At 67.6% G+C, this 26,040-nt stretch carries 23 protein-coding genes and 1 riboswitch; of the genes, 12 read left to right on the top strand and 11 right to left on the bottom strand.

Annotated features, from left to right (window positions below):
- The first annotated feature begins 251 nt into the window (after positions 1–251).
- The 5 genes from JZ792_RS03330 to JZ792_RS03310 all read left to right on the top strand — a co-directional run bounded on the left by JZ792_RS03330 (position 252) and on the right by JZ792_RS03310 (position 6,139).
- Positions 252–1,709: a hemolysin family protein gene (locus JZ792_RS03330; RefSeq protein WP_216906714.1), complete on the top strand. Its 1,458-nt coding sequence runs from the start codon at positions 252–254 to the stop codon at positions 1,707–1,709.
- Entirely contained in the window at positions 1,702–2,766 is a 1,065-nt protein-coding gene (locus JZ792_RS03325) for a hemolysin family protein (protein ID WP_216906712.1), read from the top strand. The genes JZ792_RS03330 and JZ792_RS03325 overlap by 8 nt, the downstream gene beginning before the upstream one ends.
- A gap of 103 nt (positions 2,767–2,869) precedes the next feature.
- On the top strand, positions 2,870–3,781 hold the full coding sequence (locus JZ792_RS03320) for a 3-methyladenine DNA glycosylase (protein ID WP_438804292.1): 912 nt from the start codon (positions 2,870–2,872) through the stop codon (positions 3,779–3,781).
- A gap of 134 nt (positions 3,782–3,915) precedes the next feature.
- The gene (locus JZ792_RS03315) at positions 3,916–5,487 is read left to right on the top strand and encodes an LVIVD repeat-containing protein (RefSeq protein ID WP_216906955.1); all 1,572 of its coding nucleotides are present in this window, start codon (positions 3,916–3,918) and stop codon (positions 5,485–5,487) included.
- 1 nt (position 5,488) lies between these two features.
- Complete coding sequence (locus JZ792_RS03310; protein WP_216906710.1) at positions 5,489–6,139, top strand: DUF305 domain-containing protein; 651 nt, start codon at positions 5,489–5,491, stop codon at positions 6,137–6,139.
- 17 nt (positions 6,140–6,156) lie between these two features.
- Here the strand turns inward: JZ792_RS03310 and JZ792_RS03305 are convergent, their stop codons facing one another.
- From JZ792_RS03305 to JZ792_RS03295, 3 genes are all read right to left on the bottom strand, one after another.
- On the bottom strand, positions 6,157–6,723 hold the full coding sequence (locus JZ792_RS03305; RefSeq protein ID WP_216906709.1) for a hypothetical protein: 567 nt from the start codon (positions 6,721–6,723) through the stop codon (positions 6,157–6,159).
- A gap of 360 nt (positions 6,724–7,083) precedes the next feature.
- The gene (locus JZ792_RS03300; RefSeq protein ID WP_216906707.1) at positions 7,084–9,264 is read right to left on the bottom strand and encodes a malate synthase G; all 2,181 of its coding nucleotides are present in this window, start codon (positions 9,262–9,264) and stop codon (positions 7,084–7,086) included.
- A gap of 259 nt (positions 9,265–9,523) precedes the next feature.
- On the bottom strand, positions 9,524–10,564 hold the full coding sequence (locus JZ792_RS03295; RefSeq protein ID WP_216906705.1) for an alpha/beta fold hydrolase: 1,041 nt from the start codon (positions 10,562–10,564) through the stop codon (positions 9,524–9,526).
- A gap of 98 nt (positions 10,565–10,662) precedes the next feature.
- Here JZ792_RS03295 and JZ792_RS03290 point away from each other — a divergent pair, with 98 nt between their 5' ends.
- Positions 10,663–11,292: a class I SAM-dependent methyltransferase gene (locus JZ792_RS03290; protein WP_216906703.1), complete on the top strand. Its 630-nt coding sequence runs from the start codon at positions 10,663–10,665 to the stop codon at positions 11,290–11,292.
- A gap of 30 nt (positions 11,293–11,322) precedes the next feature.
- Here JZ792_RS03290 and JZ792_RS03285 read toward each other — a convergent pair whose 3' ends face one another.
- Entirely contained in the window at positions 11,323–12,021 is a 699-nt protein-coding gene (locus JZ792_RS03285) for a winged helix-turn-helix transcriptional regulator (RefSeq protein WP_216906701.1), read from the bottom strand.
- A 93-nt stretch (positions 12,022–12,114) separates the two neighbouring features.
- Between JZ792_RS03285 and JZ792_RS03280 the strand changes: the two genes are divergently transcribed.
- The 5 genes from JZ792_RS03280 (at position 12,115) to JZ792_RS03260 (ending at position 16,800) form a co-directional block, all read left to right on the top strand.
- Complete coding sequence (locus tag JZ792_RS03280) at positions 12,115–13,248, top strand: acyl-CoA dehydrogenase family protein (protein ID WP_216906700.1); 1,134 nt, start codon at positions 12,115–12,117, stop codon at positions 13,246–13,248.
- A gap of 106 nt (positions 13,249–13,354) precedes the next feature.
- The gene (locus JZ792_RS03275) at positions 13,355–13,891 is read left to right on the top strand and encodes a DM13 domain-containing protein (protein ID WP_216906699.1); all 537 of its coding nucleotides are present in this window, start codon (positions 13,355–13,357) and stop codon (positions 13,889–13,891) included.
- A gap of 260 nt (positions 13,892–14,151) precedes the next feature.
- On the top strand, positions 14,152–14,697 hold the full coding sequence (locus JZ792_RS03270; RefSeq protein WP_216906697.1) for an HNH endonuclease: 546 nt from the start codon (positions 14,152–14,154) through the stop codon (positions 14,695–14,697).
- Positions 14,698–14,719: 22 nt separating this feature from the next.
- Positions 14,720–14,995 carry a WhiB family transcriptional regulator gene (locus JZ792_RS03265; RefSeq protein ID WP_109524287.1) on the top strand — a complete coding sequence of 92 codons (276 nt, stop codon included), beginning with the start codon at positions 14,720–14,722 and terminating at the stop codon, positions 14,993–14,995.
- Between the two features lie 125 nt (positions 14,996–15,120).
- On the top strand, positions 15,121–16,800 hold the full coding sequence (locus tag JZ792_RS03260) for a VWA domain-containing protein (RefSeq protein ID WP_216906694.1): 1,680 nt from the start codon (positions 15,121–15,123) through the stop codon (positions 16,798–16,800).
- A gap of 57 nt (positions 16,801–16,857) precedes the next feature.
- Here the strand turns inward: JZ792_RS03260 and gcvP are convergent, their stop codons facing one another.
- The 7 genes from gcvP to JZ792_RS03225 all read right to left on the bottom strand — a co-directional run bounded on the left by gcvP (position 16,858) and on the right by JZ792_RS03225 (position 24,177).
- Positions 16,858–19,623 carry an aminomethyl-transferring glycine dehydrogenase gene (gene gcvP, locus JZ792_RS03255; RefSeq protein ID WP_254189236.1) on the bottom strand — a complete coding sequence of 922 codons (2,766 nt, stop codon included), beginning with the start codon at positions 19,621–19,623 and terminating at the stop codon, positions 16,858–16,860.
- Between the two features lie 201 nt (positions 19,624–19,824).
- Positions 19,825–19,925, bottom strand: a riboswitch (glycine riboswitch).
- Positions 19,926–20,060: 135 nt separating this feature from the next.
- Positions 20,061–20,654 carry a MerR family transcriptional regulator gene (locus JZ792_RS03250; protein ID WP_109524283.1) on the bottom strand — a complete coding sequence of 198 codons (594 nt, stop codon included), beginning with the start codon at positions 20,652–20,654 and terminating at the stop codon, positions 20,061–20,063.
- Between the two features lie 163 nt (positions 20,655–20,817).
- The gene (locus JZ792_RS03245) at positions 20,818–21,291 is read right to left on the bottom strand and encodes a bifunctional nuclease family protein (protein ID WP_109524282.1); all 474 of its coding nucleotides are present in this window, start codon (positions 21,289–21,291) and stop codon (positions 20,818–20,820) included.
- A 205-nt stretch (positions 21,292–21,496) separates the two neighbouring features.
- Positions 21,497–22,297: a transcriptional regulator FtsR gene (gene ftsR / locus JZ792_RS03240; RefSeq protein ID WP_216906690.1), complete on the bottom strand. Its 801-nt coding sequence runs from the start codon at positions 22,295–22,297 to the stop codon at positions 21,497–21,499.
- A 162-nt stretch (positions 22,298–22,459) separates the two neighbouring features.
- On the bottom strand, positions 22,460–22,945 hold the full coding sequence (gene odhI / locus JZ792_RS03235; protein ID WP_109524280.1) for an oxoglutarate dehydrogenase inhibitor Odhl: 486 nt from the start codon (positions 22,943–22,945) through the stop codon (positions 22,460–22,462).
- A gap of 163 nt (positions 22,946–23,108) precedes the next feature.
- On the bottom strand, positions 23,109–23,507 hold the full coding sequence (gene gcvH / locus JZ792_RS03230) for a glycine cleavage system protein GcvH (RefSeq protein WP_216906688.1): 399 nt from the start codon (positions 23,505–23,507) through the stop codon (positions 23,109–23,111).
- Between the two features lie 76 nt (positions 23,508–23,583).
- Complete coding sequence (locus tag JZ792_RS03225) at positions 23,584–24,177, bottom strand: CDP-alcohol phosphatidyltransferase family protein (protein WP_308165136.1); 594 nt, start codon at positions 24,175–24,177, stop codon at positions 23,584–23,586.
- A gap of 217 nt (positions 24,178–24,394) precedes the next feature.
- On the opposite strand from JZ792_RS03225, the gene JZ792_RS03220 reads away from it, so the two are divergent.
- Positions 24,395–26,040: GMC oxidoreductase (locus tag JZ792_RS03220; RefSeq protein WP_216906684.1), on the top strand; the 1,646-nt coding region annotated here is incomplete at its 3' end.

Genomic DNA, 26,040 nt, shown 5'->3' with positions numbered 1-26,040 from the left:
CCACACGTCACGACGAGTGGGCCGGTAACATGGTGCCGGTAACATGGTGATTGCCGGTCTCTCCCGGCAACGGAACTCCCGCATGCCGAAAGGAACAAGTTGTCACCCGCGTCCGAGGGCGCCGCACAGGAGGGCTCCTCTACCGAGCCGGGTGACGAACCCGGCGCTCTCCTTCCCGCAGCAGTCCACGCAATCCCCCCTGTATCAGCCCCCAGCAGAGCGCTCTGTCCGCTCGACGAGCGGTGTTGATCGTGGCCGTCGTACTCACCGTTCTCAGCCTGCTCGGGTTCATCGCCCTCACCGCGGGCACCGCGCTGTTCGTCGCGGCCGAGTTCTCCCTCACCGCCCTGGAACGCAGCACCGTCGAGTCGCACGCCCGCGACGGTGACGCGCCGGCGCGCATGGTCCGCCGAGCGCATCGCACACTGTCGTTCCAGCTGTCCGGCGCTCAGCTCGGCATCACGATCACCACGCTCATCACCGGCTATATCGCCGAACCCGTGCTGGCCGAACTGCTGTCGCCGCTGCTGGGCGCGACCGGTATGAGCGAAGGGGCCCGGAACGGGATCTCACTGGCCCTCGCGTTGGTGCTGGCCACCTCGCTGTCGATGATCTACGGCGAATTGGTGCCGAAGAACATCGCCATCGCCAAACCGCTCGCGACCGCGCGGATGACCGCCGGACCGATGATCGCCTTCTCGACGGCGTTCAAATGGATGATCCATTTCCTGAACAATTCCGCGAACTGGGTGGTGCGTCATCTCGGCGTCGAACCCGCCGAGGAATTGCGTTCGGCCCGTTCACCCCAGGAACTCGGTTCGCTGGTGCGCACCTCCGCGCTGCGCGGCGCGCTCGACCAGCGCACCGCCCAGGTGATGGACCGTTCGCTGCAATTCGGTGAGCGCAGCGCCGAGGAACTGATGACGCCGCGCGTGAAAATCGAATCGCTGGACAAATCCGACACCATCGCCGACCTCATCGCCGCCGCGAGCCGCACCGGCTACTCGCGATTCCCGGTGATCGACGGCGATCTCGACAACACCCTCGGGGTGGTGCACGTCAAGCAGGCGTTCACCCATCCGGCGAGCGAGCGCCGCAGCATCGCGTTGCAGACCCTGGCGCGTCCGGTGCCGATCGTGCCCGCCAGCCTCGACGGTGACGAAGTGCTCGAGCGGGTACGCGCGGACGGCATGCAGATCGCGCTCGTGGTCGACGAATACGGCGGTACCGCGGGTTTCGTCACCATGGAGGATCTGATCGAGGAGATCCTCGGTGACGTGCGCGACGAGCACGACGAGGAGGAACGCGACGTCCGGCGCGTCGGCGACGGCTGGGACTGTTCCGGACTACTCCGCATCGACGAGGTCTCCCGTGCCACCGGATACGACGCACCCGAGGGCGAGTACGAAACCCTCGGCGGCTTGGTGCTGACCCGCCTGGGCCGGATCCCGGAAACCGGCGACGAGGTGGTGCTGCCGAATTCGCCCGCGCACAACCGGCATCCGTACGAGACCGATCACGGCGGCTGGATCGCCCGGGTGGAACGGATGGACGGCAGACGTATCGACCGGGTGCGCCTGATCCCGGTCACCGCGGACGTGTTGCGCGCGAGCAACGCGATCCCGGACGACGAGCGGTCCGACACGGCCGATACCGCGACACACACCATCCCCGACCACGTGAACGACACGGAGCACAGCAATGGGTGATCTGCTCGCCGTCCTGCTCACGGTCGTACTGCTCGCGAGTAACGCGTTCTTCGTCGCCGCCGAGTTCGCGTTGATCTCGGCACGCCGCGATCGCCTGGAAGCGCTCGCCGCACAGGGCAAACGCAATGCCGACACCGTCATACGCGCGGGTGAGAACCTGTCGATGATGCTGGCTGCCGCTCAGCTCGGCATCACCATCTGCTCGATTCTGCTCGGCCGGGTCGGTGAACCGGCCGTCGCGCACCTACTCGAAGTGCCGTTCGAGGTGGTCGGACTGCCCGATCAGCTCCTGCATCCGGTCTCCTTCGCGCTGGCGCTGACCATCGTGGTCATCCTGCACATCCTGTTCGGCGAGATGATCCCGAAGAACATCGCCCTCGCCGGGCCCGAACGCAGTGCGTTGCTGTTGGTTCCGGTCCACCTGATGTGGTTGCGGCTGGCCCGCCCGCTGATCGCCTTCTACAACCTGGCGGCGAATCTGAGCCTGCGACTGCTGCGCGTCGAGCCCAAGGACGAATTGGACGCGACCGTGTCCAGCGTGGAACTCGCCGAGATGATCGGCGAATCCCGGTCGGAGGGGCTGCTCGACGAAGAGGAGCACCGCAGGCTCACCCAGGCGCTGGGCACCTCCGACCGCACCGTCGCCGATGTGATGGTTCCGCTCGGCTCCACGCGCTCGGTGCCGCTACGCGGCAGTGGGACCACGCTCGGGGATATCGAGTCGGCGGTGGGCGAGACCGGTTTCTCCCGCTTCCCGGTGCAGACCACCGACGGCTCGCTCGTCGGCTACCTCCATGTCAAGGATGTGCTGGACAAGGTCGCCGACGAGAGCGCGGGCCCGAACACCCCCATCCCGCGCACCGATATTCGCCCGTTGCCGACCGTCAGCACCGGCACCACCCTCTACGAGGCGCTGGCCAGGCTGCGCCGTACCAACAGTCATCTGGGACGGGTGGTCGACAGCCGGGGCAATACCGTCGGCATCGTCGCGCTGGAGGATCTGGTCGAGGAATTCGTCGGCACCGTGCGGGATGTGACGCACCGGGGCGCGGAATGATTCCGGATCCGGGCCTCGCGTCGACGATGCGGCGGTGCGCGCCGGTCGCCGCGGTGCCGATCGCGCACGGCGACCGGCGAGTTCGCCGCGGCCGGTGAGCGCGGTGCGGGTACTGGGTCGATCCGAGTGGCGTGCGCGCGCGCAGGCGCACGCCGCCGCGGTCGACGAACTCGTCGGGCCCTATGTTCGCCGCCGGGCGGCGGGCTCGACCCACCCGGTGATCGATTTCCTGTTCACCTACTACGGACACAAACCGGCCCAACTACGCCGGTGGCACCCGGGATTCGGTGTCGCGCTCACCGACGCGAAGGAATACGACGGCGCCCGCGGGTACGTCCGTCTCGATCGCGACGAGTCGACGGGGTTCTCGTCGGCACACCGGGGCGCGCACACCGCCGATCCCGCCTATCTCGAGCGGCGGGCCGACACCGTCGAATTCGTCGCGAACCTGTTGCGCGCCACCGCTTCCCGCCCGGCACAGCTGTCCTGTTTCGGTCTGCACGAGTGGGCGATGGTGTACCGCACCGACGACGTCCGTCATCAGCAGGTGCCGCTGCGTCTGGGACACAAGGGAACCGACGCGGTCGTCGAATCGATGTCGTTGCGCTGCACCCATTTCGACGCCTTCCGCTTCTTCACCCCGGAAGCCTTGCCCCGCAACGCGATCCCGCTCACCCGCGAGGACCAGGTGGCCCGCGAACAACCCGGCTGCCTGCACGCGAACATGGATCTGTACAAATGGGGTTTCAAGCTGGTGCCGCTGATCCCCTCGGATCTGTTGCTCGAATGTTTCCAGCTCGCCTGCGCGGCGCGCGAACTCGATATGCGGGCCAGCCCCTACGACCTCGCGGAATTCGGATACGAACCGGTTCGAATCGAGACCCCGGCCGGACGCGCGGAATACGCTCGTACGCAGGCGGTGCTGGCCGAGCGTGCCGCCGAGCTGCGCGAATCCCTGCTCGCGTGCTGCGAATCCTTGCTCGCGAGGCGACCGCGGACCGTGGACAGCGTCTGAAAACCCTCCACTGCCCGATTTCGCCGAATTCGGCCCCGAAGTTACCGGCTGTTACTACCATTCAGTTCCTGGAGTAACTGTCCCAGTCAGATGGCTCCGGAAGTGCCGACGACGACATCGGAGGAGCCGCGATGATGCGCTCACTGACCACCATGGGCCGGGCCAGACCGCTCGCCCTGCTCGTCGCGGGCGTCCTCGCCGCGATGATGCTGCCCGGTAGCGTCTCCGCGAATCCGCAATTCATCGGCGGCGACGCCGTGCGCGAATTCCTCGACGTGGGCCGCACCGCGGTTCCCCGCGCGGAGTGCGGGCCGGGGTCCATGCCGGAATCCGGTCTCCAGGGCGACGTTCCGGCCGCCGATCGGGACAGCGGTCGCAGCACCCAGGGCTACCGGTGCAATATGTCGATGGTCGGTAGCTACACCGGCCGGGGCGCGGGCATCACCTCCACGAGTTTCGAGCACTGCGCGTACATGGGGTCGTTCTTCCCCGGGAATTTGTTCGCCGAGGGACGCGGTGTCCAGGTACTCGATGTCTCCGATCCCGCGAATCCCCGCCCCACCGTGACACTCACCGAACCCGCGATGCTCGGCGGCACGTGGGAGAGCCTCAAAGTCCACGCCGATCGCAAACTGCTGGTCGGTACCGGGGTACCCGCGGGAGTCGGTGTCGGTTACCTGTCCGTCTACGACATCTCCGACTGCGCGTATCCGCGGCTGCTGAATCCCGGAGCGGGAACGAATCTGCTGATGCCGCTGCCGATCACCACCCACGAGGCGGGATTCTCCCCGGACGGCAGGACCTATTGGGCTTCGGGTCTGACGCCCGGTTTCGTGAGCGCCGTCGACATCTCAGATCCGGTGCAGCCACGGGTCATCTGGCAGGGGCTCACCGGAATCGAATCGCACGGAATGGGTTTCAGCCCGGACGGCACCCGCATGTACATCTCCGCGCTGAGCGGTTTCACCGTGCTCGACGTCGGCGCGATCCAGCGTCGCGAACCGGCGCCGCAGGTGCGGCATCTGGGACGGATCTTCTGGACCGACGGCCAGGCGACCCAGCACAGCATCGCGGTCACCTACGACGGCCGACCCTATCTCTACACGGTCGACGAGGGCGGTTCCGGCGGGGTGAAACTCATCGATGTCTCCGACGACACCGCGCCGAAGGTGACGACGAAGATCAAACTCGAGATCAACCTGCCGCAGAACCAGGACGCGGCGATCGGATCGTCCATGGGCGGCGGTGCGTTCGCCTACGAATCGCACTACTGCGCGGCCGACCGCCCCGACGATCCCACGGCGCTGGCCTGCGGATGGATCTCCTCCGGTATCAGGGTCTTCGATGTGCGCGATCCGGAGAACATCCACGAGATCGCCTACTTCAATCCACCGGCCCGCACCGGACGCTTCGCCGATCTGTGGAATTCGCCGCACGCGCTGGCATCGGTCATCGGATTCCCGGCCCTCGGCGTGATTCCGGCCGTACGAGCCGTCCTCGAGGGCGATTTCGATCCGTCGACGGCACTGACTTCGCGCACCGACAACATCTTCGGCGACCTGTCGACCGACTGGTGTATGTCGCCGCCGGAATGGCGCGGCGACCAACTCTACGTCGCGTGCGCCGACAACGGTTTCATGGTGCTGCAACTGCGCAACGACGTCTACAGTCCGCCCGCGAACCAACAGTCCACCGTCGGATCCTGATATGTCCCACCGGTTCCCGCCGTTCCGGGTAGCCGCCGCTGTCGCCGTCGCCTTCACCCTGGTGGTGCTCGGCGCGGCGCTGCGGCCGGTCGTGCTGCCCGAACGGCACACCGACACACCGATTCTCACCGCGGTGGAAATCGGCTTCGCCCAGGATATGACCGCCCACCACGAGCAAGCCCTGCGGATGACGCAACGGCTCGATCCCGATGTCGACCCGAATATCCGCAGGCTCGCCGATCAACTCGCCGACGCGCAGCGGACCGAGATCGGCACCATGCTCGGCTGGCTCCGACTCGCCGACGCGAGTCCGCTGTCACCGCAGCCGATGCTGTGGATGCACACCGAATCCGCGGGGCACGACCACGCGGCGCGTACCGAGCCGGACCCCTCGACCGGCATGCCAGGGATGGCGACCACCGCCGAACTCGACGCGCTGGCCGCCGCCCGAGGACGGGAGGCCGAAATACTGTTCCTGCGGTTGATGATTCGCCACCATCGGGGCGGCCTGCGGATGGCCGTCGCGGCGGACGCCCTGCTCACCCACGGCGCGGTGAAGGAGGCCGCGCGGGCGACATTGCAGTCGCAGAGTCAGGAGATCGGGATCATGGGCGTCATGCTCGTCCAACTCGGCGGACAGGTTCCCGCCTGATCGGAAAGGCCGCTCCCTCAGGAATTGTCGACGAAGCGGTACCACGGAATGTGGTAGGGCTCGTAGCCGATGCCGCGCTCGGCGGGCGGGCCGATATACGGCGGCGGGCTGTCGGGGAAATATCCGAACCCCTCGGAATTCTTCTCGTCCCCTTCGAAATAGAAGAGGCAGCCGCCGTCGCGGCGGTCGACATAGCGGATGCTGTACACCCCGAGCCGGGTGCGCTCGCCGGGATTGACACAGTCGACGGCCTGATCCTCCAGAATGCCGTGCGACAGCTGCCACGCGCCCTTCTGCGGAATCTCGTACCAGACCGCCGCCGCCAGCAGACCGATGAGCAACGGGGCGGTCAGGCTCAGCACGACCGCGCGATAGCGGAACAGTCCGACGAGGGCGGACAGGGCCGCGATCCCCGCCGCGACAGCCAGCAGGGCCGACAGCACCACCTTGCTCGTCTGCGTTCCCTCGGTGGCGATCACCCACACCGAGACCAGGCACAGCACCAACACGACGCCGATGACCAGAACCATCCACCAGACGAACCAGAACGGGACACGTACACGGGTCCGTTCACCGACGCTCATACACAGAAGATAACGGCGTCGTGGCCACCGCGCTCGACATAGCCCCGACCCGACGAAAAACCCCCGGCCACGATCCCGAGGGGTGGACGGGGGTTTCCGGTTCGATCGGCACTCTCAGAGCGGGGGGAATCCCGCCGATCCGGTCGCGATCCAATTCCAGAAGGACGCGGCGCGGTTGGTGACCAGAGCGACAATGTCGAGAACAACGCTTCCCATACTTACCCAATCTCCGACGATCTCCAGTGTCGCGACCAGGGTAACGGATAGGTATCGGTATCTGTGCAGCCGGTGAACACACAACCCCCGGCCGGATCGTCCGGCCGGGGGTCGCACGGTGTCACATCACGTGGACCAGCGGTTTCACAGGCAGTTCAGTGCCTTGGCCTCGCGGCGTCGCCGGTGCAGGATGGGCTCGGTGTAGCCGTTGGGCTGCTTGGTGCCTTCCAGCACCAGTTCCTTGGCCGCCTGGAAGGCGACGCTGCCCGCGAAATCCGGCGCGAGCGGCCGGTAGTTCGGGTCGCCCGCGTTCTGCTTGTCGACAACCGGGGCCATCCGCTCCAGGCTGGCGGTCACCTCGTCGGCGGTGACGATGCCGTGGCGCAGCCAGTTGGCCATGAGCTGGCTCGAGATGCGCAGGGTGGCGCGGTCTTCCATCAGGCCGACATCGCGGATGTCGGGCACCTTGGAGCAGCCGACGCCCTGGTCGATCCAGCGCACCACGTAGCCGAGGATGCTCTGGGAGTTGTTGTCCAGTTCCTGCTGCTTGTCCTGCGCCGACCAGTTCGGATCGGCGGCGAGCGGGATCTCGAGGATCTGATCGACGGTGGCGCGCGCGCCGCCCTTGGCGATCTCGCTCTGCCGCTTGAACACGTCGACCAGGTGGTAGTGGGTCGCGTGCAGGGTGGCGGCGGTGGGCGAGGGCACCCAGGCGGTGTTCGCGCCCGCCTTCGGGTGGCCGATCTTCTGCACCAGCATGTCGGCCATCAGATCCGGCATGGCCCACATGCCCTTGCCGATCTGCGCCTTGCCGGGCAGGCCGGTGGCCAGGCCGGTGTCGACGTTCCAGTCCTCGTAGGAGGTGATCCACTGCTGGGATTTCATATCGGCCTTGCGGACCATCGGCCCGGCCTCCATGGAGGTGTGGATCTCGTCGCCGGTGCGGTCGAGGAAGCCGGTGTTGATGAACACGACCCGCTCGGCGGCGGCCTGGATGCAGGCCTTCAGGTTCACCGTGGTGCGGCGCTCCTCGTCCATGATGCCGACCTTGAGGGTGTTGCGGGGCAGGCCGAGCACATCCTCGACGCGTCCGAACAGCTCGTTGGTGAAGGCGACCTCGTCGGGGCCGTGCATCTTGGGCTTGACGATGTAGACCGAGCCGGTGCGGCTGTTCTTCAGCTCGGTGTTCGCGTCGAGCGAGTGGACGGCGACCAGCGAGGTGATCAGGCCGTCGAGGATGCCCTCGGGCACCTCGTTGCCGTCCTTGTCGATGATGGCGTCGGAGGTCATCAGATGACCGACGTTGCGCACGAACAGCAGCGAACGGCCGTGCAGCACCAGGTCACTGCCGTCGAGTGCGGTGTAGACCCGATCCGGGTTCATCGTCCGGGTGAAGGTCTTGTCGCCCTTGACGACCTTCTCGCTGAGATCGCCCTTCATCAGGCCGAGCCAGTTGTGGTAGCAGAGGACCTTGTCCTCGGCGTCGACCGCGGCGACCGAATCCTCGAAATCCATGATCGTGGTGACCGCGGATTCCAGCACGACATCCTTGATGCCCGCGCTGTCGGTGCTGCCGATCGGCGATTCGGGATCGATCTGGATCTCGATGTGCAAACCGTTGTGCTTCAACAGGATCGAGGTCGGGGATGCCGGATCGCCGAGGTAGCCGACCAGCTGCGACGCGTCGGCGAGGCCGATGCTCGTGCCGTCCTCGAGGCCGACCTCCAGTTCGCCGTCCACGATCGTGTACGACGACGATCCGATATGCGAACCGGTGATGAGCGTCACCGAATCATCGAGGAAGTTGCGCGCCCACTCGATGACCTTGTCACCGCGAACCCTGTTGTAGCCCTTGCCCTTCTCGGCGCCGCCGGTCTCCGGGATGGCGTCGGTGCCGTAGAGCGCGTCGTAGAGCGAGCCCCAGCGCGCGTTCGCGGCGTTGATGGCGAACCGCGCGTTCATGACCGGCACCACCAGCTGCGGGCCCGCGGTGCTCGCGATCTCGGTGTCCACGTTCTGGGTGGTGATCTGGAATCCGGCCGGTTCGGGGCGTAGATACCCGATCTCGGTCAGGTAGCTCTTGTACGCGGCCTTGTCGTAGTTCGCGCCGGGGTGCTCGGCATGCCAGGCGTCGAGTTTTCCCTGGATCTCGTCGCGTTCGGCCAGCAGGGCACGGTTGCGCGGCGCCAAATCGTTGATCACCTGTTCGGCACCGGCCCAGAACGCGGCGGAGTCCACGCCGGTCCCGGGAAGCGCCTCGTTCTCGATGAACTCGTGAAGAACGCTGGCCACCTGGAGCCCGCCGACCTGAATCCGCTCTGTCATCTACTGCCTCACTTCTGAGAAAGCCGGGTGTGAAAAGACGGGATCAATGTTACCCGTCGGTAGTGGTTACTCGGCGCGATGGGTGACGGAAGCCCCGTGCGCGTCCGGTCGGCGCGCTGCCAGCACATTCTCGTCCGCGATGCCGGTACCCGATGGTCCTTCGGTCGGCGCGTCGCGCGGGTTGTCGGCGGTCGGCCGAACAATCGCGTCGATCCTATCGCTCGCGCGGTGACCCACCGATATCGGCTGTGGGTACGGGTTACCGGCCCGGTCGGTCCCGCCTGATCGCCGCCGCGGCGGCCGCGCGGGATCGGACGCCGAGTTTGGTACGGGCGTTGGCGATGTGACGGTGGACGGTGTGCGGACTCAGCGTCAGCCGTTCGCCGATCTGGACGTCGGTCAATCCGTCCGCGACCAGGCGCAGGATCTCCCGCTCGCGATCGGTCACCGCCTCGGGACCGGGAAGGGCGGGACGTGACCGCACGGGATGTCCGAGTCCGCGCAGGGTCGCGTCGGCGACGGCGGTGGCGTCGCCGCGCCACGGGAAATGATCCTCGCCGTGCAGTTCGACCAGGGTCGCCCGACGGACCCGGCGTGCCACGTCGACGCCGAGCGCGAACGGCACCGCGCGGTCGCCCCTGCGGTGCAGGACCGTCGTCGGGGCGGTGACGGCGGTCAGATACTCGGTCGCGTCGATCTCGTAGGTGGCGGCCAACGATCTCGCGGCCTGCTCGGCGGTGGCGGACAGGCGCTGGAAGCGGGCGAAACGTTCGCGCTCGGCATTGTCGGCGTCGGGGACGAACACGTCGGCGAGCAGCCGCGAGCCCAGCCCCCAGTGCGCGGAGACGGCGTTCACCATCGCGCGGCGCGCGCTTTCCGGCGCGATATCGGCCCCGTCGGCGAACGCGCCGTAGAGCACGAGCCGGTGTACCCGGTCCGGCAGCAGCGCGGCCAGGCCCGCCGCGACGGCGGCGCCGGAGGACGCGCCGAGCACGGCGAAGCGGTCCACTCCGAGCGCGTCGACGATCTCGGCCGTCGCGGTGATCTCGTCCTCCAGATCGCGCGGATACCCGGCGGCGGCGGACAGGCCCCGCCCCGGCTGGTCGTACCTGACGACGGTGAATCGTTCGGCCAGCCGGGAGACGTAGGCGCGGAAGAGCGGGTCCTCCCAGTTGAGGGTGAGGTGGCCGCACCACCAGCCGCCGATCAGCAGCGGCGGACCACTGCCGACCTCGGCACAGGCGATATCGCCGTGGCCGGTCTTCACGTAGCGCACGACCTGATCCTCGACGCGCAGCATCACATCACCTTCCCGAATCCCGGATCACCTGTTCGGGCCATCGATGATGGCCCGAAACGGCCATGACGGCGGGGGGACCCGCGCAGCAGACTTCCACCATGACCACCACAACGTTCGGCGAACGCTTCTTCGCGAGCTGGTATCCCCGTTTCATGGCCCGCGTCGAGCGGGCGGGTCAGGCCGGTGTGCGTCGCGCCCAACTCGCCGGCGCGCAGGGCCGGACCCTCGAGATCGGCGCGGGAAGCGGTCTTTCCGTGCCGCACTACCCCGACGATCTGACCGAACTGGTTCTGCTCGAACCGAATCCGGCGCTGCGCACCCGGCTCACGGCACTCGCCCACTCCCCCGCCGCCCCGATCACCGTGGTGGACGGTGACGCGCACGCCCTGGAGTTCCCCGACGGCAGCTTCGACACCGTCACCGCGTCCCTGGTCTTCTGCTCGGTGCACGACCCGGCCCGCGCCCTGGCCGAGGTACACCGGGTGCTGCGACCGGGGGGACAGTTCCTGTTCCACGAACACGTCCGAGGCACCGGCGTGCGCGCCGCGGTCCAGGACCTGCTCACCCCGGTACAACGACGCCTCGCCGACGGTTGCCACGCCAACCGCGACTTCGAATCCCTGCTCGGCGCGACCGATTTCCACCTCGAGGCGATCCTGCGTACCCGTATGCCGACACGAATGCCGACCATCGTGCCCCTCGTCGTCGGCACGGCGCGTCGACGATGACGCCGTTCGTCGGTGTCGTGCCGGAAGGTGTCACGCCGGAACGCTGCTCAGCCGCGCGTCGAACGCGGATTCCGTATACGGGGCGATGGGGCTCAACCGCAGCACCGAGGACATCCTGCGGGTCAGCGCGGGCGGGCCGCTGAACTGGAGCAGGCCGGTGCGCTGGGCGTGGGCGACCGGGATCCGTCCGAGCCACACCTCGTAGAGCGAACCCACGTCCGAGGTGATCGTGACGTCGACGGGGTAGCCGGGGTCGGCGGAACAGACCGACGGGTCACCCGCTTCGATCACGATCCAGTAGCGGCGGATGTCATCGGTGAAGCGGACGGCGAGTACCTGCCGCTTACCGGGGAACGACGAGGTGTCCAGACGGGTGTGCATCCACCACACCAGCAGGTCGGCGTCGAGCTCCCGCGGATCCGGCTCGCCGAAGGTCCAGCGGGCGCCCCACTCACCGAGGCCGAAGAGAATCGGCTCCAACTCCCGGCCCGAGTCGGTCATCACGTAGTTCGTGCCCAGTTTCTCGATGAGCCCGGAGCGCTCGAACTGACGCAGGCGTTTGGTGAGCAGGCTGCGCGACAGGCCGGGCAGGCCGCGGGCCAGGTCGTTGAACCGGGTGGTGCCCAGGAGTAGATCGCGCAGGATCAACAGGGACCAGCGATCACCGAGCACATCCAGCGCGCGCGAGATCGGACAGTACTGGCCGTAGCTCTGGGTCGTTTCCGACACGATCACCTCCGGGGTCGCGGGGTCCACTTTCTGAACCGGGTAAGTCCACTTTCTGGACTATTCGGTTATCGCGGGAATTCGTAGCTTCGAAACATGACGACTTCCACGATTCCCGAGACCACCACCGACTGGGCCGCCTCGGCGCGCCGGATCGGTGAAACGCTGCGCCCCGGGGTCGCCGAACGCGACCGAACCGGCGAGATCGACACCGCGGCCTTCGACCGGCTGCGCGAGGCCGGACTCGCGGCCGCGCTGGTGCCGACCGAATTCGGCGGCGGCGGCGCGACCCACCGCGAGGCGGGCGAGATCCTGCGCGAACTCGGCAGGCACGATCCCTCCACCGCGGTCACCTTCGCCATGCATTCGCATCTGGTCGCCACCCAGGTGTGGCGGCACAATCACGGCGCGGACGCGACGCCGGTCTTCCGGAAGGTCGCCGACGGCGCGATCCTGGTCAGCACCGGCGCCTCGGACTGGGTGGGCTCGAGCGGCACGGCCGAGCGCGTCGACGGCGGCTACCGGGTGAGCGCGCGCAAATCGCCCGCCAGCGGCTGCGAGGTGGGCACCGTGCTGGTGACCAGTATCCGCTGGGACGACGCGCCGGACGGGCCGCAGGTGCTGCACTGCGCGGTGCCGATGGCCGCCCCCGGCATCCGGATCGAGAAGACCTGGGACACACTGGGTCTGCGGGCGACCGGATCGCATTCGGTCGTGATGGAGGATGTCTTCGTGCCGGACGCGGCGGTATCGCTGATCCGTCCCGCCGAGCTCTGGCCGCCGCTGCTGAACGTGGTAATCGGCGCGGCCATGCCGTTGGTGATGGCCGCCTACCTCGGAATCGCCGACGGCGCGGTCGAACTGGCGACCGCGCTCGTCGCCGGACGCACCGATCCGCATCTGTGCCAACTGGCGGGCGAGATGACCAACGCCCACATCACGGCGCAGGATCTCGTCGACGCGATGTTCGCCACGTCGGACAATCTGGGTTTCGCCAACACCGACGATCACGCGGCGCGCACCCTCGGCCGCAAGACCGTCGCGGCCGAGAACCTCATCGACACGGTCCGTCTCGCCATCGAAACCGTCGGCGGCGTCGGCTACTCGCGCACCTGCGAACTCGAGATGCGCTACCGCGACGTGCACGGCAGCCTGTTCCATCCGCTGCCGAGGGCCAAGCAGACACAGTTCACCGGCCGGGTCGTTCTCGGAAGCGGACCGCTCGGCTGAGGACCGATGACGGAACCGTGACCATCGGGGCCGAATCACGACACACGCGGTGTCCACGCGGTTCGATGGTGTCGACAGCGATGGTCACGAATTCGAGGAGTGCGTCATGGTTTCGGTAGCAAGGGTGGTCCGGTCACCGCTCGCGTGGATCGTCGCCGCGGTGGTCGTCGCGTTCGGCGCGACGGCGATCGTGCTGCTCGAACCGTGGAAGCTGATCGTCGACACCACGGTGAACGAGGCCGCGCCCACCGCGGCGGTCGCCACCGGGCCCGGCACCACTCCGGTCGCGGGCCCGGTCGTCCTGGCCGAGGGGACCTTCGTCTCGCACGAACACCACACCTCCGGCACCGTGCGCGTCCTGCGCCTGCCCGACGGCAGCCGCGTGCTGCGCCTCGAGGATCTCGACACCTCCGATGGACCCGACGTGCGAGTCTGGCTCACCGACCAGACCGTCACCGACGACTGGTTCACCTTCGACGACGGACATCACGTCGACCTCGGAAGTCTCAAGGGCAACAAGGGAAACCAGAACTACGCCGTTCCGGCGGAACTGGATCTCGCCGCGTTCGTCAGCGCGGATCTGTGGTGCGACCGCTTCAACGTCTCCTTCGGCGCCGCCACGCTGGTACGCACCGGCAACTGAGACCGGGCGCGATCCGGCCGGAAATAAATGGGCCGACAACGGCACGACCCGTGTGCCACCATGTAATTCGTCGACGATCACCCCGATCAGCGGGGTGATCTTTTCGAGCATCAGGAGAGGAGGAGGTGGCTTGTCGAATTCACAGAACCCGAACGTGATCGGCCTGGCGGATCCGGTATCCGGCCACCTCCGGTCCGGTCGCTGACCGAAGCCGTTCCCCCGGCAATATCCGCTGCTCTTCACGAAACATGGTGATCCCCATGATATTCCGCCATGCCACCGATCGGGTGGCGTTGACCGCGTCCAACTGGATACACACCGGCGTCCTCGTCCTGAACGCGTCCTACGAGGCGCTCGACGAGATCGGCGCCGACCGTGCCGTGGTACTGGTGACCAGCGGCGCCGCGGAATCGATCGCCGACCACGAGCCCTACTTCCCGATCCGGTCCAAGGATCTGGAGATCGCGCTGCCGGAGACGATCCGCCTGCTGCGCTACGTCTACATCGAGCACACCGTGCTCGTCCACGACGAGAGCCGCGCCACCCTGGCCGGCGTGCTGCGTCGCGACAACCACCGCTGCGGGTACTGCGCGAACTGGGCCCGCACCGTCGACCACATCCGACCGCGCAGCCGGGGCGGCCCGAACACCTGGAGCAATCTGGTCGCCTGCTGCGCGCCGTGCAATTCGGCCAAGGCCGACCGCACACCGGAGGAAGCGGGCATGCGGTTGCTGTGGCAGCCCAAGGCCCCCGACCACCTGGCCAAGCGGCAGCGCCGCGTCTGGAAGCAGTTGGCCACCACCTGACCGATCCGAGAGGAGCAAGGATATGACCGTCCGTACCCAGCCGACCCGCACCGACGAGTTGACGCTCGTCGACCTGCTCCCGGTTTCGGACAGCCGGGAGTGGCACCGCGCCGCGTGCCGGGGCGACCCGAATCACGAGGCCTGGTTTCCGTACCCGTCGCAGGATTTCGAATACGCCCGAGAGATCTGCGCCGGGTGCCCGATCCGCACGGCCTGCGGCGAATTCGCCTCCGGCACCGGACAATCCGGTGTCTGGGGAGGGCACGAATTCGATCGCGGGCGGGTCATCCGCGAGTGAGACGACTCGCGGCGCGGCGGGCCGCCGTCCTCGCGCGAGCGCGCGGCGGCGGCCCGTACCCGCCCGTACCGATGACCTGGGCCTCCCCGTAGAGCGCCGGTCGAGGTGAACATACACTGACCGTCGTGGGCACTCATCGCAGCGGAATCAACTCCCGGGGCGTCAGCAAAGGTCCGGTTATCGCAGCGGTGACAGTCGTGCTGCTGGTGGTAGCCGTCTTCGCCTGGTTCCAGTTCCGGGATCGCGCCACCGACCGCGACAGCGCGGCGGCGGCCGAATGCGTCGAAGGCGAATCGACGCTGTTCGTCACCGTCGACCCCGATATCGAAGCGCCGGTGCGCGCGATCGCGGACCGATACAACGCGACCGCGCCGCAGATCCGCGACCATTGCGCGAAAGTACTGGTCACGGCGCGCCCCACCGCGTCGATCAGCGCCGGTTTCATCGCGGGCGGAGTGTGGAACGGCACGCTCGGACCGCAGCCCGCGCTGTGGATCCCGACCTCCTCGCGTTCCATCGAGGCGACACGGGTGCCCGGACTGATCGAGGGTGAGCCGACGTCGGTCGCGGCCAGTCCCGTCGCGCTGGCGGTCACCGAGGAACTGCGGCAGTCGATGGAGCAGGCGCAGGTCGCCTGGAGCGATCTGCCCACGCTGCAACAGGGCTCACTCGACCAGATCGGGCTCTCCGGCTGGGGTGGCCTGCGCATGGCGCTGCCCGAGGGTGACGCCACCGTTGCCGCGGCGGCGGCGGTCGCCGCGACGGTCTCCGGCACCGATCCGCTCACCACCGAGGCCGCGCAGTCCGGCCAGGTCGTCGCGGCGGTCTCCGGATTGGCCGCCGGCGCACCGCAGGCGACGAGCACCGGCGATGCGCTCGACGCCATCGCGACGGCGCTGCCGCAGCAGAAGGCCGATATCCACGCGGTAGCCGCTACCGAACAGCAACTGCGGACCCGGCCGGGCCTGGTCGCCTATCGACCGGCGGGAGCGGCGCCGGTCGCCGACCATCCCGCCGCGATGATGTCCGGATCGTGGGTGGACCAGACCCAGAATCTGATCGCGAGCGTGTTCGCCGAATACCTGCGCGCGCCACAACAGGCGACGCTGTTCACCGATGCCGGTTTCACCGTGCCGCCGACGACCGCGACGGGGACCGGCGCTACGCGCGAAGCGCTCGACAAGGTCGCCGCGACCCTCGCCGATCCGGTCCTCGGCGTGCAGTCGACGGTGGTGCTCGATATCTCGGCCTCGATGTCGACCTCGGAGGGTTCTGGCACCAGGCTTTCCAACAGTCTGGGCGCACTGCGTTCCACCATGAACGTGATGCCGCCGGATTTCGGCCTGGGAGTGTGGACCTTCGCCGAGAACCTCGACGGGGCCGAACCCTATGACGTGCTCGCCTCTACCGCGCCGCTCACCACCACCCAGCGCACCGCCATCGACACCGCGCTCGGCAAGGTGCGCGCCAGTGACAGCCGCACCGATCAGGCCTACCCGACCGTGCTGGCCGCCTATCGCGCCGCGATCGCGAACTACGCGGCGGGCCGCACCAATTCGCTGCTCGTCGTCACCGACGGCCCCGACGACGATTCCAGCATGACCGGCGCGCAACTGCTCGCCGATATCGCCGCCGCCACCGACAAATCCCGGCCGGTGCGCATCGATATCGTCGTCATCGGCGGTACCGCCACCGAAACCATGCGGGATCTCGCCGAGAAGACGGGCGGCACGTACACCCGGGTCGCCACCTCCGACAACCTCACCTTCGCCAGCACGGTGGTGAAAGCCCTGACCAGCCCCTAGCCGACGGCCCGGCCATCGACCCGCGGGCGAAGCGAGTCGATGGCCGAAACGACCCGCTCAGTCGGCGTAGGCCTCCGGCGGCGGGCAGGAGCACACCAGGTTGCGGTCGCCGTAGGCGCCGTCGATACGCCGCACCGAGGGCCACACCTTGGCCCGCGCGTGCGCGAGACCGCGCGGGTAGACCGCGGTCTCGCGGCTGTAGGGGTGATCCCACTCCCCGACCAGGCTGGCCGCGGTGTGCGGCGAGCCGCGCAACGGATTGTCGGTGACCGGCCAGACACCGGCGGCGACCTGATCGATCTCCGCGCGGATCGCGATCATCGCCTCGATGAATTCGTCGATCTCGGCGAGGTTCTCGCTCTCGGTCGGCTCCACCATCAACGTGCCCGCGACCGGGAAACTCATGGTCGGCGCGTGGAAGCCGTAGTCGGCCAGACGTTTGGCCACGTCGTCGACGGTCACACCGGTCCGTTTGGTGATCTCGCGCAGATCCAGGATGCATTCGTGCGCGACCATGCCGTTGTCGCCGGTGTAGAGCACCGGGAAGTACTCGTCGAGCCTGCGCGCGATGTAGTTGGCCGAGGCGATGGCCGACAACGTGGCGCGACGCAGGCCGTCGGCTCCCATCATCCGGATGTAGGCCCAGGTGATCGGCAGGATCGAGGCCGAACCGTATTTCGCGGCCGACACCGCGTGCGAACCGGATTCCAGCGGGTCGCCGGGCAGGTACCCGGTCAGATGCGAGCGCACGGCGACCGGACCGACGCCGGGACCGCCACCGCCGTGCGGGATGCAGAAGGTCTTGTGCAGATTCAGGTGGCTGACGTCACCGCCGAAATGTCCGGGCCGCGCCAGTCCGACCAGCGCGTTCAGATTCGCGCCGTCGACGTAGACCTGGCCGCCCGCCTCGTGCACCAGGGCGCACAACTCGGCGACCTCGTGTTCGTAGACACCGTGCGTGGACGGGTAGGTGATCATGATGCACGACAGCCGTTCGGCGTGGTCGGCGATCTTGGCGCGCAGGTCGTCCAGATCGACGTCGCCGTTGTCGCGGCACCGGACCACCTCGACCCGCATGCCGACCATGGCCGCCGAGGCCGCGTTGGTGCCGTGCGCGCTGGACGGGATCAGGCAGGTGTCGCGGTGCGCGTCGCCGCGATCGAGGTGGTAGCGGCGGATGGCGAGCAGGCCCGCGTACTCGCCCTGGCTACCCGCGTTCGGTTGCAGGCTCACCGCGTCGTAGCCGGTGATCTCGGCCAGCCAGTTCTCCAGATCGGAGACGACCTTCAGCAGACCGGGCGCGTCCTCGACCGGCGCGTAGGGGTGCACACGCGCGAATCCGGGCCAGGTGATGGGCTCCATCTCCGCGGTCGCGTTGAGTTTCATGGTGCACGATCCGAGCGGAATCATGCTGCGGTCCAGGGCGATATCCTTGTCCGAGAGCCTGCGCAGGTACCGCAGCATCGCGGTTTCCGTGTGATAGCTGGTGAACGCCGGGTGGGTCAGGAATTCGGTGGTTCGGGTCTCGATCGCGGCGCGAGGACTCTGCGCCGGTGCCGCCGCGTCCAATGAGCGCGCGGTGCCGAAGGATTCGAGTACGGCCGTGACGTGCGCGGTGGTCGTCGCCTCGTCACAGGCGATGCCGACGTGGTCGGCATCGACCAGACGCAGATTGATACCGCGCGCTTTGGCCTTGGCGACAACGGCTTCCGCGCCGCCCGGCACGTGGGCGAGCACGGTGTCGAAGAAATCGCCGTGCACGAGCGCGCCGCCGAGTCCCGCGGCGACGGCCGCCGCGTGCGCGTGCACCCGGCGCGCGATCGCCCGCAGCCCGTCGGCACCGTGGTAGCTGGCGTACATCGCGGCGACGATGGCGAGCAGCACCTGTGCGGTACAGATGTTCGAGGTGGCCTTCTCGCGGCGAATGTGCTGCTCACGGGTCTGCAACGCGAGCCGGTAGGCCGGATCCCCGTCGGCGTCGACCGAGACGCCGACCAGTCGTCCCGGCAGTTGGCGCGCGAAGGCCTGCCGCACCGCGAGGTAACCGGCGTGCGGGCCGCCGAAACCGAGCGGCACGCCGAAACGCTGGGTGGTGCCGAAACAGACGTCCGCGCCCTGTTCGCCCGGCGAGGTGATCAGTGTCAGCGCCAGCAGATCCGCGCCGACCGCGACGAGTGCGCCGCGCTCGTGGCCCGCCGCGACGACCTCGCGCCAATCGACCACGCGGCCCGACGCCCCCGGCGCCTGCACGAGCACACCGAAGAAATCACCCTCGGGCAGCGCGCCCGAGGACAGATCCGCCGCCACGAGTTCGATGCCGAGCGGTTCGGCCCGGGTCTCGAGCACGGTTCTGGTCTGCGGGAACAGATCGGTGTCGATGAGCAGCCTGGTGGATTTCGACTTACCCGCGCGACGCAGCAGCGTCATCGCCTCGGCAGCAGCGGTCGCCTCGTCCAGCATGGACGCGTTCGCGACATCCATTCCGGTCAGATCCGACACCATCGTCTGGAAATTGAGCAGCGCCTCGAGCCTGCCCTGACTGATCTCGGGCTGATACGGCGTGTAGGCGGTGTACCAGGCCGGATTCTCCAGCAGACTGCGCACCAGGACGGGCGGGGTGAGCGTGTCGTAGTATCCGAGCCCGATCATCGACGTGGCCACCGTATTGGAGTGGGCCAGCGCCGCCAGTTCGGCGAGCACCTCGTGTTCGCTCACCGCGGCGGGCAACCCGGCCAGGGCGGTGGCGGTGTCGTCGAGAATGCGCGCGGGGATCGCGGCCGTCGCCAGGTCGTCCAGCGAGCCGACGCCGACCACCGGCAGCATTCGGGCGAGTTCCGCCCGGTCCGGTCCGATATGGCGGTCGGCGAAAGATCGAGTCACGTCAGCTCCAAGGGTCGGGCGGGTCGACCACGTGGCCGACGGGTACCAGCCCTCCCCCTCTGTCGTGGAGCCTGAGAGATTCGGGACCTGTCGTCCCTTTCCCCATGGGCGGGCGGCACGCGGCCACCGCTTTCCAGAGGCGCCGAAGCCCGTACGGTCCCGGTTGCCTGAGAGATTGACGGGGAGGTGCTGCTCCTTCGGCGCCCGGACTCATGTCGAGACCGGAACTCTCCCGCACGGCGGCGACGCATCGCCCAGTTTATGCGGAAGGGCCGCCGAACACGGCCTCCAGGTCTGTGTCGCCCTCGTCACTCGGTGCCGCGAGGGCGATCACGACAGAAAGACCGCCCCGGTGACATCCGGGACGGTCCGAACCGGATCTAGCCGGTTTTGGCGTTCATCCGCGCCTTGCGCCGGTAGGCCAGTTCGTCCTCCGGCCGCTCGGTCGCCGATACCGCTCGTTCGGCGGGGAAATTGGCGATCGCGCCGGTCAGCTCACGCATGGCGCCGCTGACCGCGATACCGAAGACGCCCTGACCGCCCTGCAGTAAATCGACGACCTCCTCGGGCGAGGCGCACTCGTAGACCGAGGTGCCGTCGGAGAACAGGGTGATACCCGCCAGATCCTGAACGCCCCGGCTGCGCAGGTGATCCACCGCGATCCGGATGTTCTGTAGCGAGATGCCCGCGTCGAGCAGTCGCTTCACGATCTTCAGGACCAATATGTCCTTGAACGAGTACAGCCGCTGACTTCCGGATCCCGCCGCGCCGCGAATCGAGGGCACGACCAGTCCGGTGCGCGCCCAGTAATCGAGCTGCCGGTAGGTGATGCCTGCCACCTGACACGCGCTGGGGACGCGATAGCCGACTAGATCATCGGGTACCGAATCATCCGGGAACAGGCCTGGCTGTACCACATCCTGCGATTGCTCTGCCACTGACCACTCCCTTGCTTCGCCGACGCCTTGCCTCATCGATGACCCGGCTCCGTGACGACCATCTACCCGCCGTAACGGACATGGCCCAACTATCGAGATTACTCCCACTGATTCTCCTGGGAGCAGCATCATCGATCCAAACGCGACGCGCGGTAAAAGTCTCGACCTGTAGTTCAGGGCTAGAAGATAGCCATACCGTTCAGCTATCGGTTGCCTTGAAATCATCGGGCGAAACCGACTCGAGGAACTCCTTGAACTTCTCCACCTCGTCCTCGCGCTCGTCCGGCATCACCAGCCCCGCCTCCTCCAGCACCGCCTCTTCGGCGTAGATCGGGCAACCGACCCGCAAGGCGATCGCAACCGAATCGGAGGGACGCGCGGAGATGGTCAACTCGTTGTCGAACACCAGATCCGCGTAGAAGGTGCCCTCCTGTAGATCCACGATCCGCACTTCCTTGAGGGTGTGCCCGAGCTCGGCGATCAAGATCTTGATCAGATCGTGAGTCAGCGGGCGGATCGGGGTCACCCCCTCCTGCTCCAGCACGATCGCCGTCGCCTCGGCCTGCCCGATCCAGATCGGCAGATACCGGTCCCCGGACACTTCGCGCAGCAAGAGCACGGGCTGGTTCTGCGGCTGCTCGACACGAATGCCGATTACGCGCATCTCACTCATCGCACTGCCTCCCATACTCGCCGGCCGCCCGGCATGACCGCTGCGGAGCTCGCCGTAATACCGAGTCTAAGCGAACTCGGAGCAGTGCTGCGATCGGTGTACGGAGCCGAAACCGGCGTGTTGTCACGGTGGAATACACGCGGGAACCCGGGCTCGACCGCGCGGTGCGCGACCGCGTCCCGCGAGGTGGGATCGGCAGCGCCGTTCAGCCGCCGAGCGAATTGCGCACCGACGCCTTGACCAGGCACGTGTGCAAGGTCAGAGACAGGGCCGCGAGCTCACGCGCGGTCTCCTCGGCCCGTGCCCTCGCACCGGCGTCACGACTCTTGGCGATCGGCGCGACGATCTGCGCCACCAGGGCCGCCTCGCGGTCGGCCGCCAGTTTGAAGGCGCGCAAATGCCGTGCCTCCAAGCCGAATTCGGCCATCGCCTTGGCCGTTCGGGCCAAGGTGACCGCTTCGGAGTCGAAGAACCCGGCGGCGCCGGGAACGATCAGATTCGCCCGGATCAGGTCGTTGAGGAATTTCTCGTCGATCGCCGCCTGCTGGAGCAGATCGGCACGAGTGAGCCGGATTTCGTGATCGAACCGCAGTTCGTCGGGTGAAATCTCACCGGGCACGACGCCGAGCCTACGGGGTGGCGCGTGACCCGCAACCCGAGCGGAACGGTCGCCCGATTCGGCCGGATATTCGGAATCGTCCGACCGCACCGGCTCGACGCCGCCGCGACCGACGGCCCTGGCCCGCGCCTCACGGACACCGAGCGTCGCCGCACCGCTGTCGATGGCCTCGAGCTGTTCCTTGATGACCTTCAACGGCAGGTACTGATCTCGCTGCGCGGTCAGCACGAACCGCAGCCGTTCGCAGTCGGCGACCGAGAACCTGCGGTATCCCGACGGAGTCCGTTCGGGCCGGATCAGGCCCTCGGCCTCGAGGAAGCGGATCTTCGAGATGGTGACATCGGGAAAGTCGGGACGCAGCAGATCCAGGACGGAGCCGATGGACATACCTCCGCGCGCCCACTGCGCCGCACCTGTCACAGTGCCGAGCCTTTCATGATCGCCGACACCGTCCCGCCCTTGTCACTGCCCCGATTGTCTCCACCCGGCCTGCGCTCGGCGGCGTCACGCGCGCCGTGCGCAGGCATCCGATTCACTCGTCGCGCGTGCTCATAGCGAGCCCGCACCCGCCGACGGCTCGTTGACCTGTGCGCGCGGACCGGTCAGGAAGACGAGCCGGAACTTTCCGATCTGAACCTCGTCACCGTTCTGCAGTTCCGAGGAGTCGACCGGCTCCCGATTCACATAGGTGCCGTTCAAGCTGCCCACATCCACGACCTGGAACGTGTCGTCGTCCTGCCGGAACTCGGCGTGCCGACGACTGACGGTGACGTCGTCGAGAAAGATGTCACTGTCGGGGTGACGACCGGCCGACGTGGTCGGCTGATCGAGCAGGAACCGCGAGCCCGCGTTCGGACCACGTTTGACGACCAGGAGGGCCGCGCCGACGGGCAGTCCCTCGACCCCTTGGACCGGCTGTTCGCCGGTCGGCTCTGCGGAGCGCGACGCGTCGACCTCGTTCAGGAAATCCGCGCGGAAGACCGACGTCGTCTCGGCCGCGGTCTCCTGGTAACCCGGGTCTTTGTTCTCGCTCACCGTTTCTCTCCTCCTCGAACCTGATTATCCATACAAGCAGGTGATGCCTTCATTGACACGACGCGTCGTGTCACGAGAACACCGGCATCGACCGCCGGACTCTGTTGGCATTGACCGTACCCTGCCGGGCCGTGCCCGTGCAGGTAGAACAGGGAAGGCTGATTCAGCCCCCGATAACTCCTTGATAACCCGCGGCATCCAGCAGGTCGGCAAGCGTGTCGTCGAGGCCGGCGGCGTCGGCGACCTCCAATTCGAACAGCCATCCGTCACCGTAGGGATCGCTGTTCAGCGACTCCGGTGACTGCGTCAGTTCCTCGTTCACCGCAACGACTTTCGCGGTCAGCGGGGCGTAGATATCGGAAACGCTCTTGGTCGATTCCACCTCGGCGATGCTGTCTCCCGAGGCGACGTCCTTGTCCGCGTCCGGCAGCTGCACGAACACGACGTCACCGAGCTGTGACTGGGCGTAGTCGGTGATGCCGACCCGGACTATCGTCGGGCCGATCCGGCGCACCCATTCGTGCTCCTCGGTGTAGCGCAGATCCTCGGGGGTCTGGGTCACAAGGCCGTCCTTTCTTCGTCAAGGTCGCACGCAACTCTATTCGAGACCCGAGCGTCGGGCCGACCCGACGCCTCGGTTACGGGGAGCGCTGTGGCACAGCCGGTATCGCACGCGCCACCGCGACCGCTTTGCCCAGGTACAGCAGACCCGTCCAGACGTAGACCGCGGTACCCCAGATCAGGAAGGCGCCGCCGAAGGCACGACCGAAACCGTCCAGCGGCCAGTCCATCTCTCCGGCCAGCAGCCACGGCAGCGCCGACATCAGCGCGAACGTCGCCGCTTTGCCCAGATAGATCACCTCGGGCGGTTCCAGGTCGCGGCGCCGGTAGACGCCCAGGGTCAGGGTGAGCACCAGATCGCGTCCGACCAGGATCACCGCCACCCACCACGGGATGAGCCCGCGGATGACGAAGGCGACCAGCGTCGTCACCAGATACAGCCGGTCCACCAGCGGATCGAGCAGCGCGCCCAGGCGCGAGGACTGGTCGAGCAGCCTGGCCAGTTTGCCGTCGAGGAAGTCGGTGACCGGGCTGGCGATCAGCAGGGCGAACGCCCAGCCGTCGGCTCGCACGACCAGCAGCAACCACAGGAACAGAGGAATACTGAGCAGCCGCAGCACGCTCAGCACGTTCGGGACGGTCAGGACGCGGTCGGCGAATACGGCCCGGATGCCGGTGGGCGCGTCGGCGTCCCCGTGCGGTTCCGTCGTTCCCGGTTCGGTTGTCACAGCCCAGTGCATACCGCACCGCCCCCGCCCGCCGCCATCCGGGCGCGCCTACTCCCTCGCGGAATCCGCCCGGATCGGCGGGTTATGTCACATTCGCCATGGTGAAAGAATGACTGTGAAACCACCTCAGCTGGCCTGTCAGCCGAACGGGAGGAAACCCATGACCGCATACGACTACGACGTGGTGGTGATCGGTTCCGGATTCGGCGGCAGCGTGAGCGCGCTGCGGCTGACCGAGAAGGGGTACCGGGTCGGCGTACTCGAGGCGGGCAGGCGCTGGGATCCGGAGGATCTGCCGCGCACCAATTGGAATGTGCGCAAATCCATCTGGGCGCCGCGCCTGGGCCTCACCGGCACCCAGCGCATCAGCGTCCTCGGCAAATGCGCGGTGTTCTCCGGCGCCGGTGTGGGCGGCGGCTCGCTCATCTACGGCAACACGCTCTACGAACCGCTGCCGAATTTCTACACCGACCGGCAGTGGGCCCACATCACCGACTGGCGTGACGAACTCGCGCCCTACTACGACCAGGCCCAGCGCATGCTCGGGGTGACGACGAATCCGCGGATGACCCCCGCCGACCGGGTCATCCGGGAGATCGCCGACGATCTCGGCGTCGGTGACACCTTCCACCCCACCCGCGTCGGGGTGTACTTCAACGAGGACGATCCGGGCGCCGAGGTCGACGACCCCTACTTCGGCGGTGTCGGCCCGCGCAGACGCGGCTGCGTGCACTGCGCGCAGTGCTTCACCGGCTGTCCGCACAACGCGAAGAACACCACCCCGAAGAATTACCTGTACCTGGCCGAGCAGGCGGGCGCCGAAGTACATCCGCTGACCACGGCCACCGAGGTCAGGCCGTTACCCGGCGGCGGATACGCGGTGCGGACCGAGCGTTCGGACCGCTGGATCCGCAAGCAGCGCACCACGTTCACCGCCGAGCAGGTCGTCTTCGCGGGCGCGGCGCTCGGTACCCAGAAGTTGCTGCACACGATGCGCGACAAGCGGGTGCTCCCCCACCTCTCGCCGCGTCTGGGCGAGCTGACCAGGAGTAATTCCGAGGCCATCCTGAATGTGGTCAGCCGTTCGCGCGCCGATTTCGCCGAAGGCATCGCGATCACGTCCTCCATCCATCCCGAGGCCGACACCCACGTCGAGGTCTGCCACTACGGCAAGGGACAGAACGCGCTGTTCCCGATGTCGGTGCCGATCGTGGACGGCGGCGCCTTCCGCTTCCTGCGGTTCCTGCTCGCGATGGTGGCGCACCCGGTGGTGTTCGCGCGCAGCCTCGACGCCAGGCGCGCCTCGGAGAAATCGGTGATCCTGCTGGTGATGCAGTCGCTGGACAATTCGCTCACCTCCTACCGCAAGCGCGGACTGCTGAAGACCAGGGCGGGCGGCGGCGAGCCGAATCCGAGCTGGATCCCCCTCGCCCACGACATCGGCCGCCGCTTCGGCGCGAAGGTCGACGGCGATACGCACGGTCTGGTGATGGATGTGTTCAACATCCCCGCCACCGCCCACTACATCGGCGGCTGTGTCATCGGCGACACCCCCGACACCGGCGTCGTCGACCCCTACCAGCGGGTGTTCGGGCACCCCGGCCTGCATATCGCCGACGGTTCGGCCGTCACGGCCAATCTCGGCGTCAACCCGTCGCTGACCATCACCGCCCAGGCCGAACGCGCCATGGCCTTCTGGCCCAACAAGGACGAGCCCGACCCGCGCCCGACCCTCGGCGCCCCGTACCACCGCATCGACCCGGTGCCTCCCGGCCGTCCCGCGGTGCCCGATACGGCCCCCGGCGC

Origin of the sequence: Nocardia noduli, assembly GCF_019038455.1 — a bacterium.
Classification (GTDB): domain Bacteria; phylum Actinomycetota; class Actinomycetes; order Mycobacteriales; family Mycobacteriaceae; genus Nocardia; species Nocardia noduli.
Note: the sequence above shows the minus strand (reverse complement) of the source record. Positions and strands in the feature narration are given on the sequence as shown.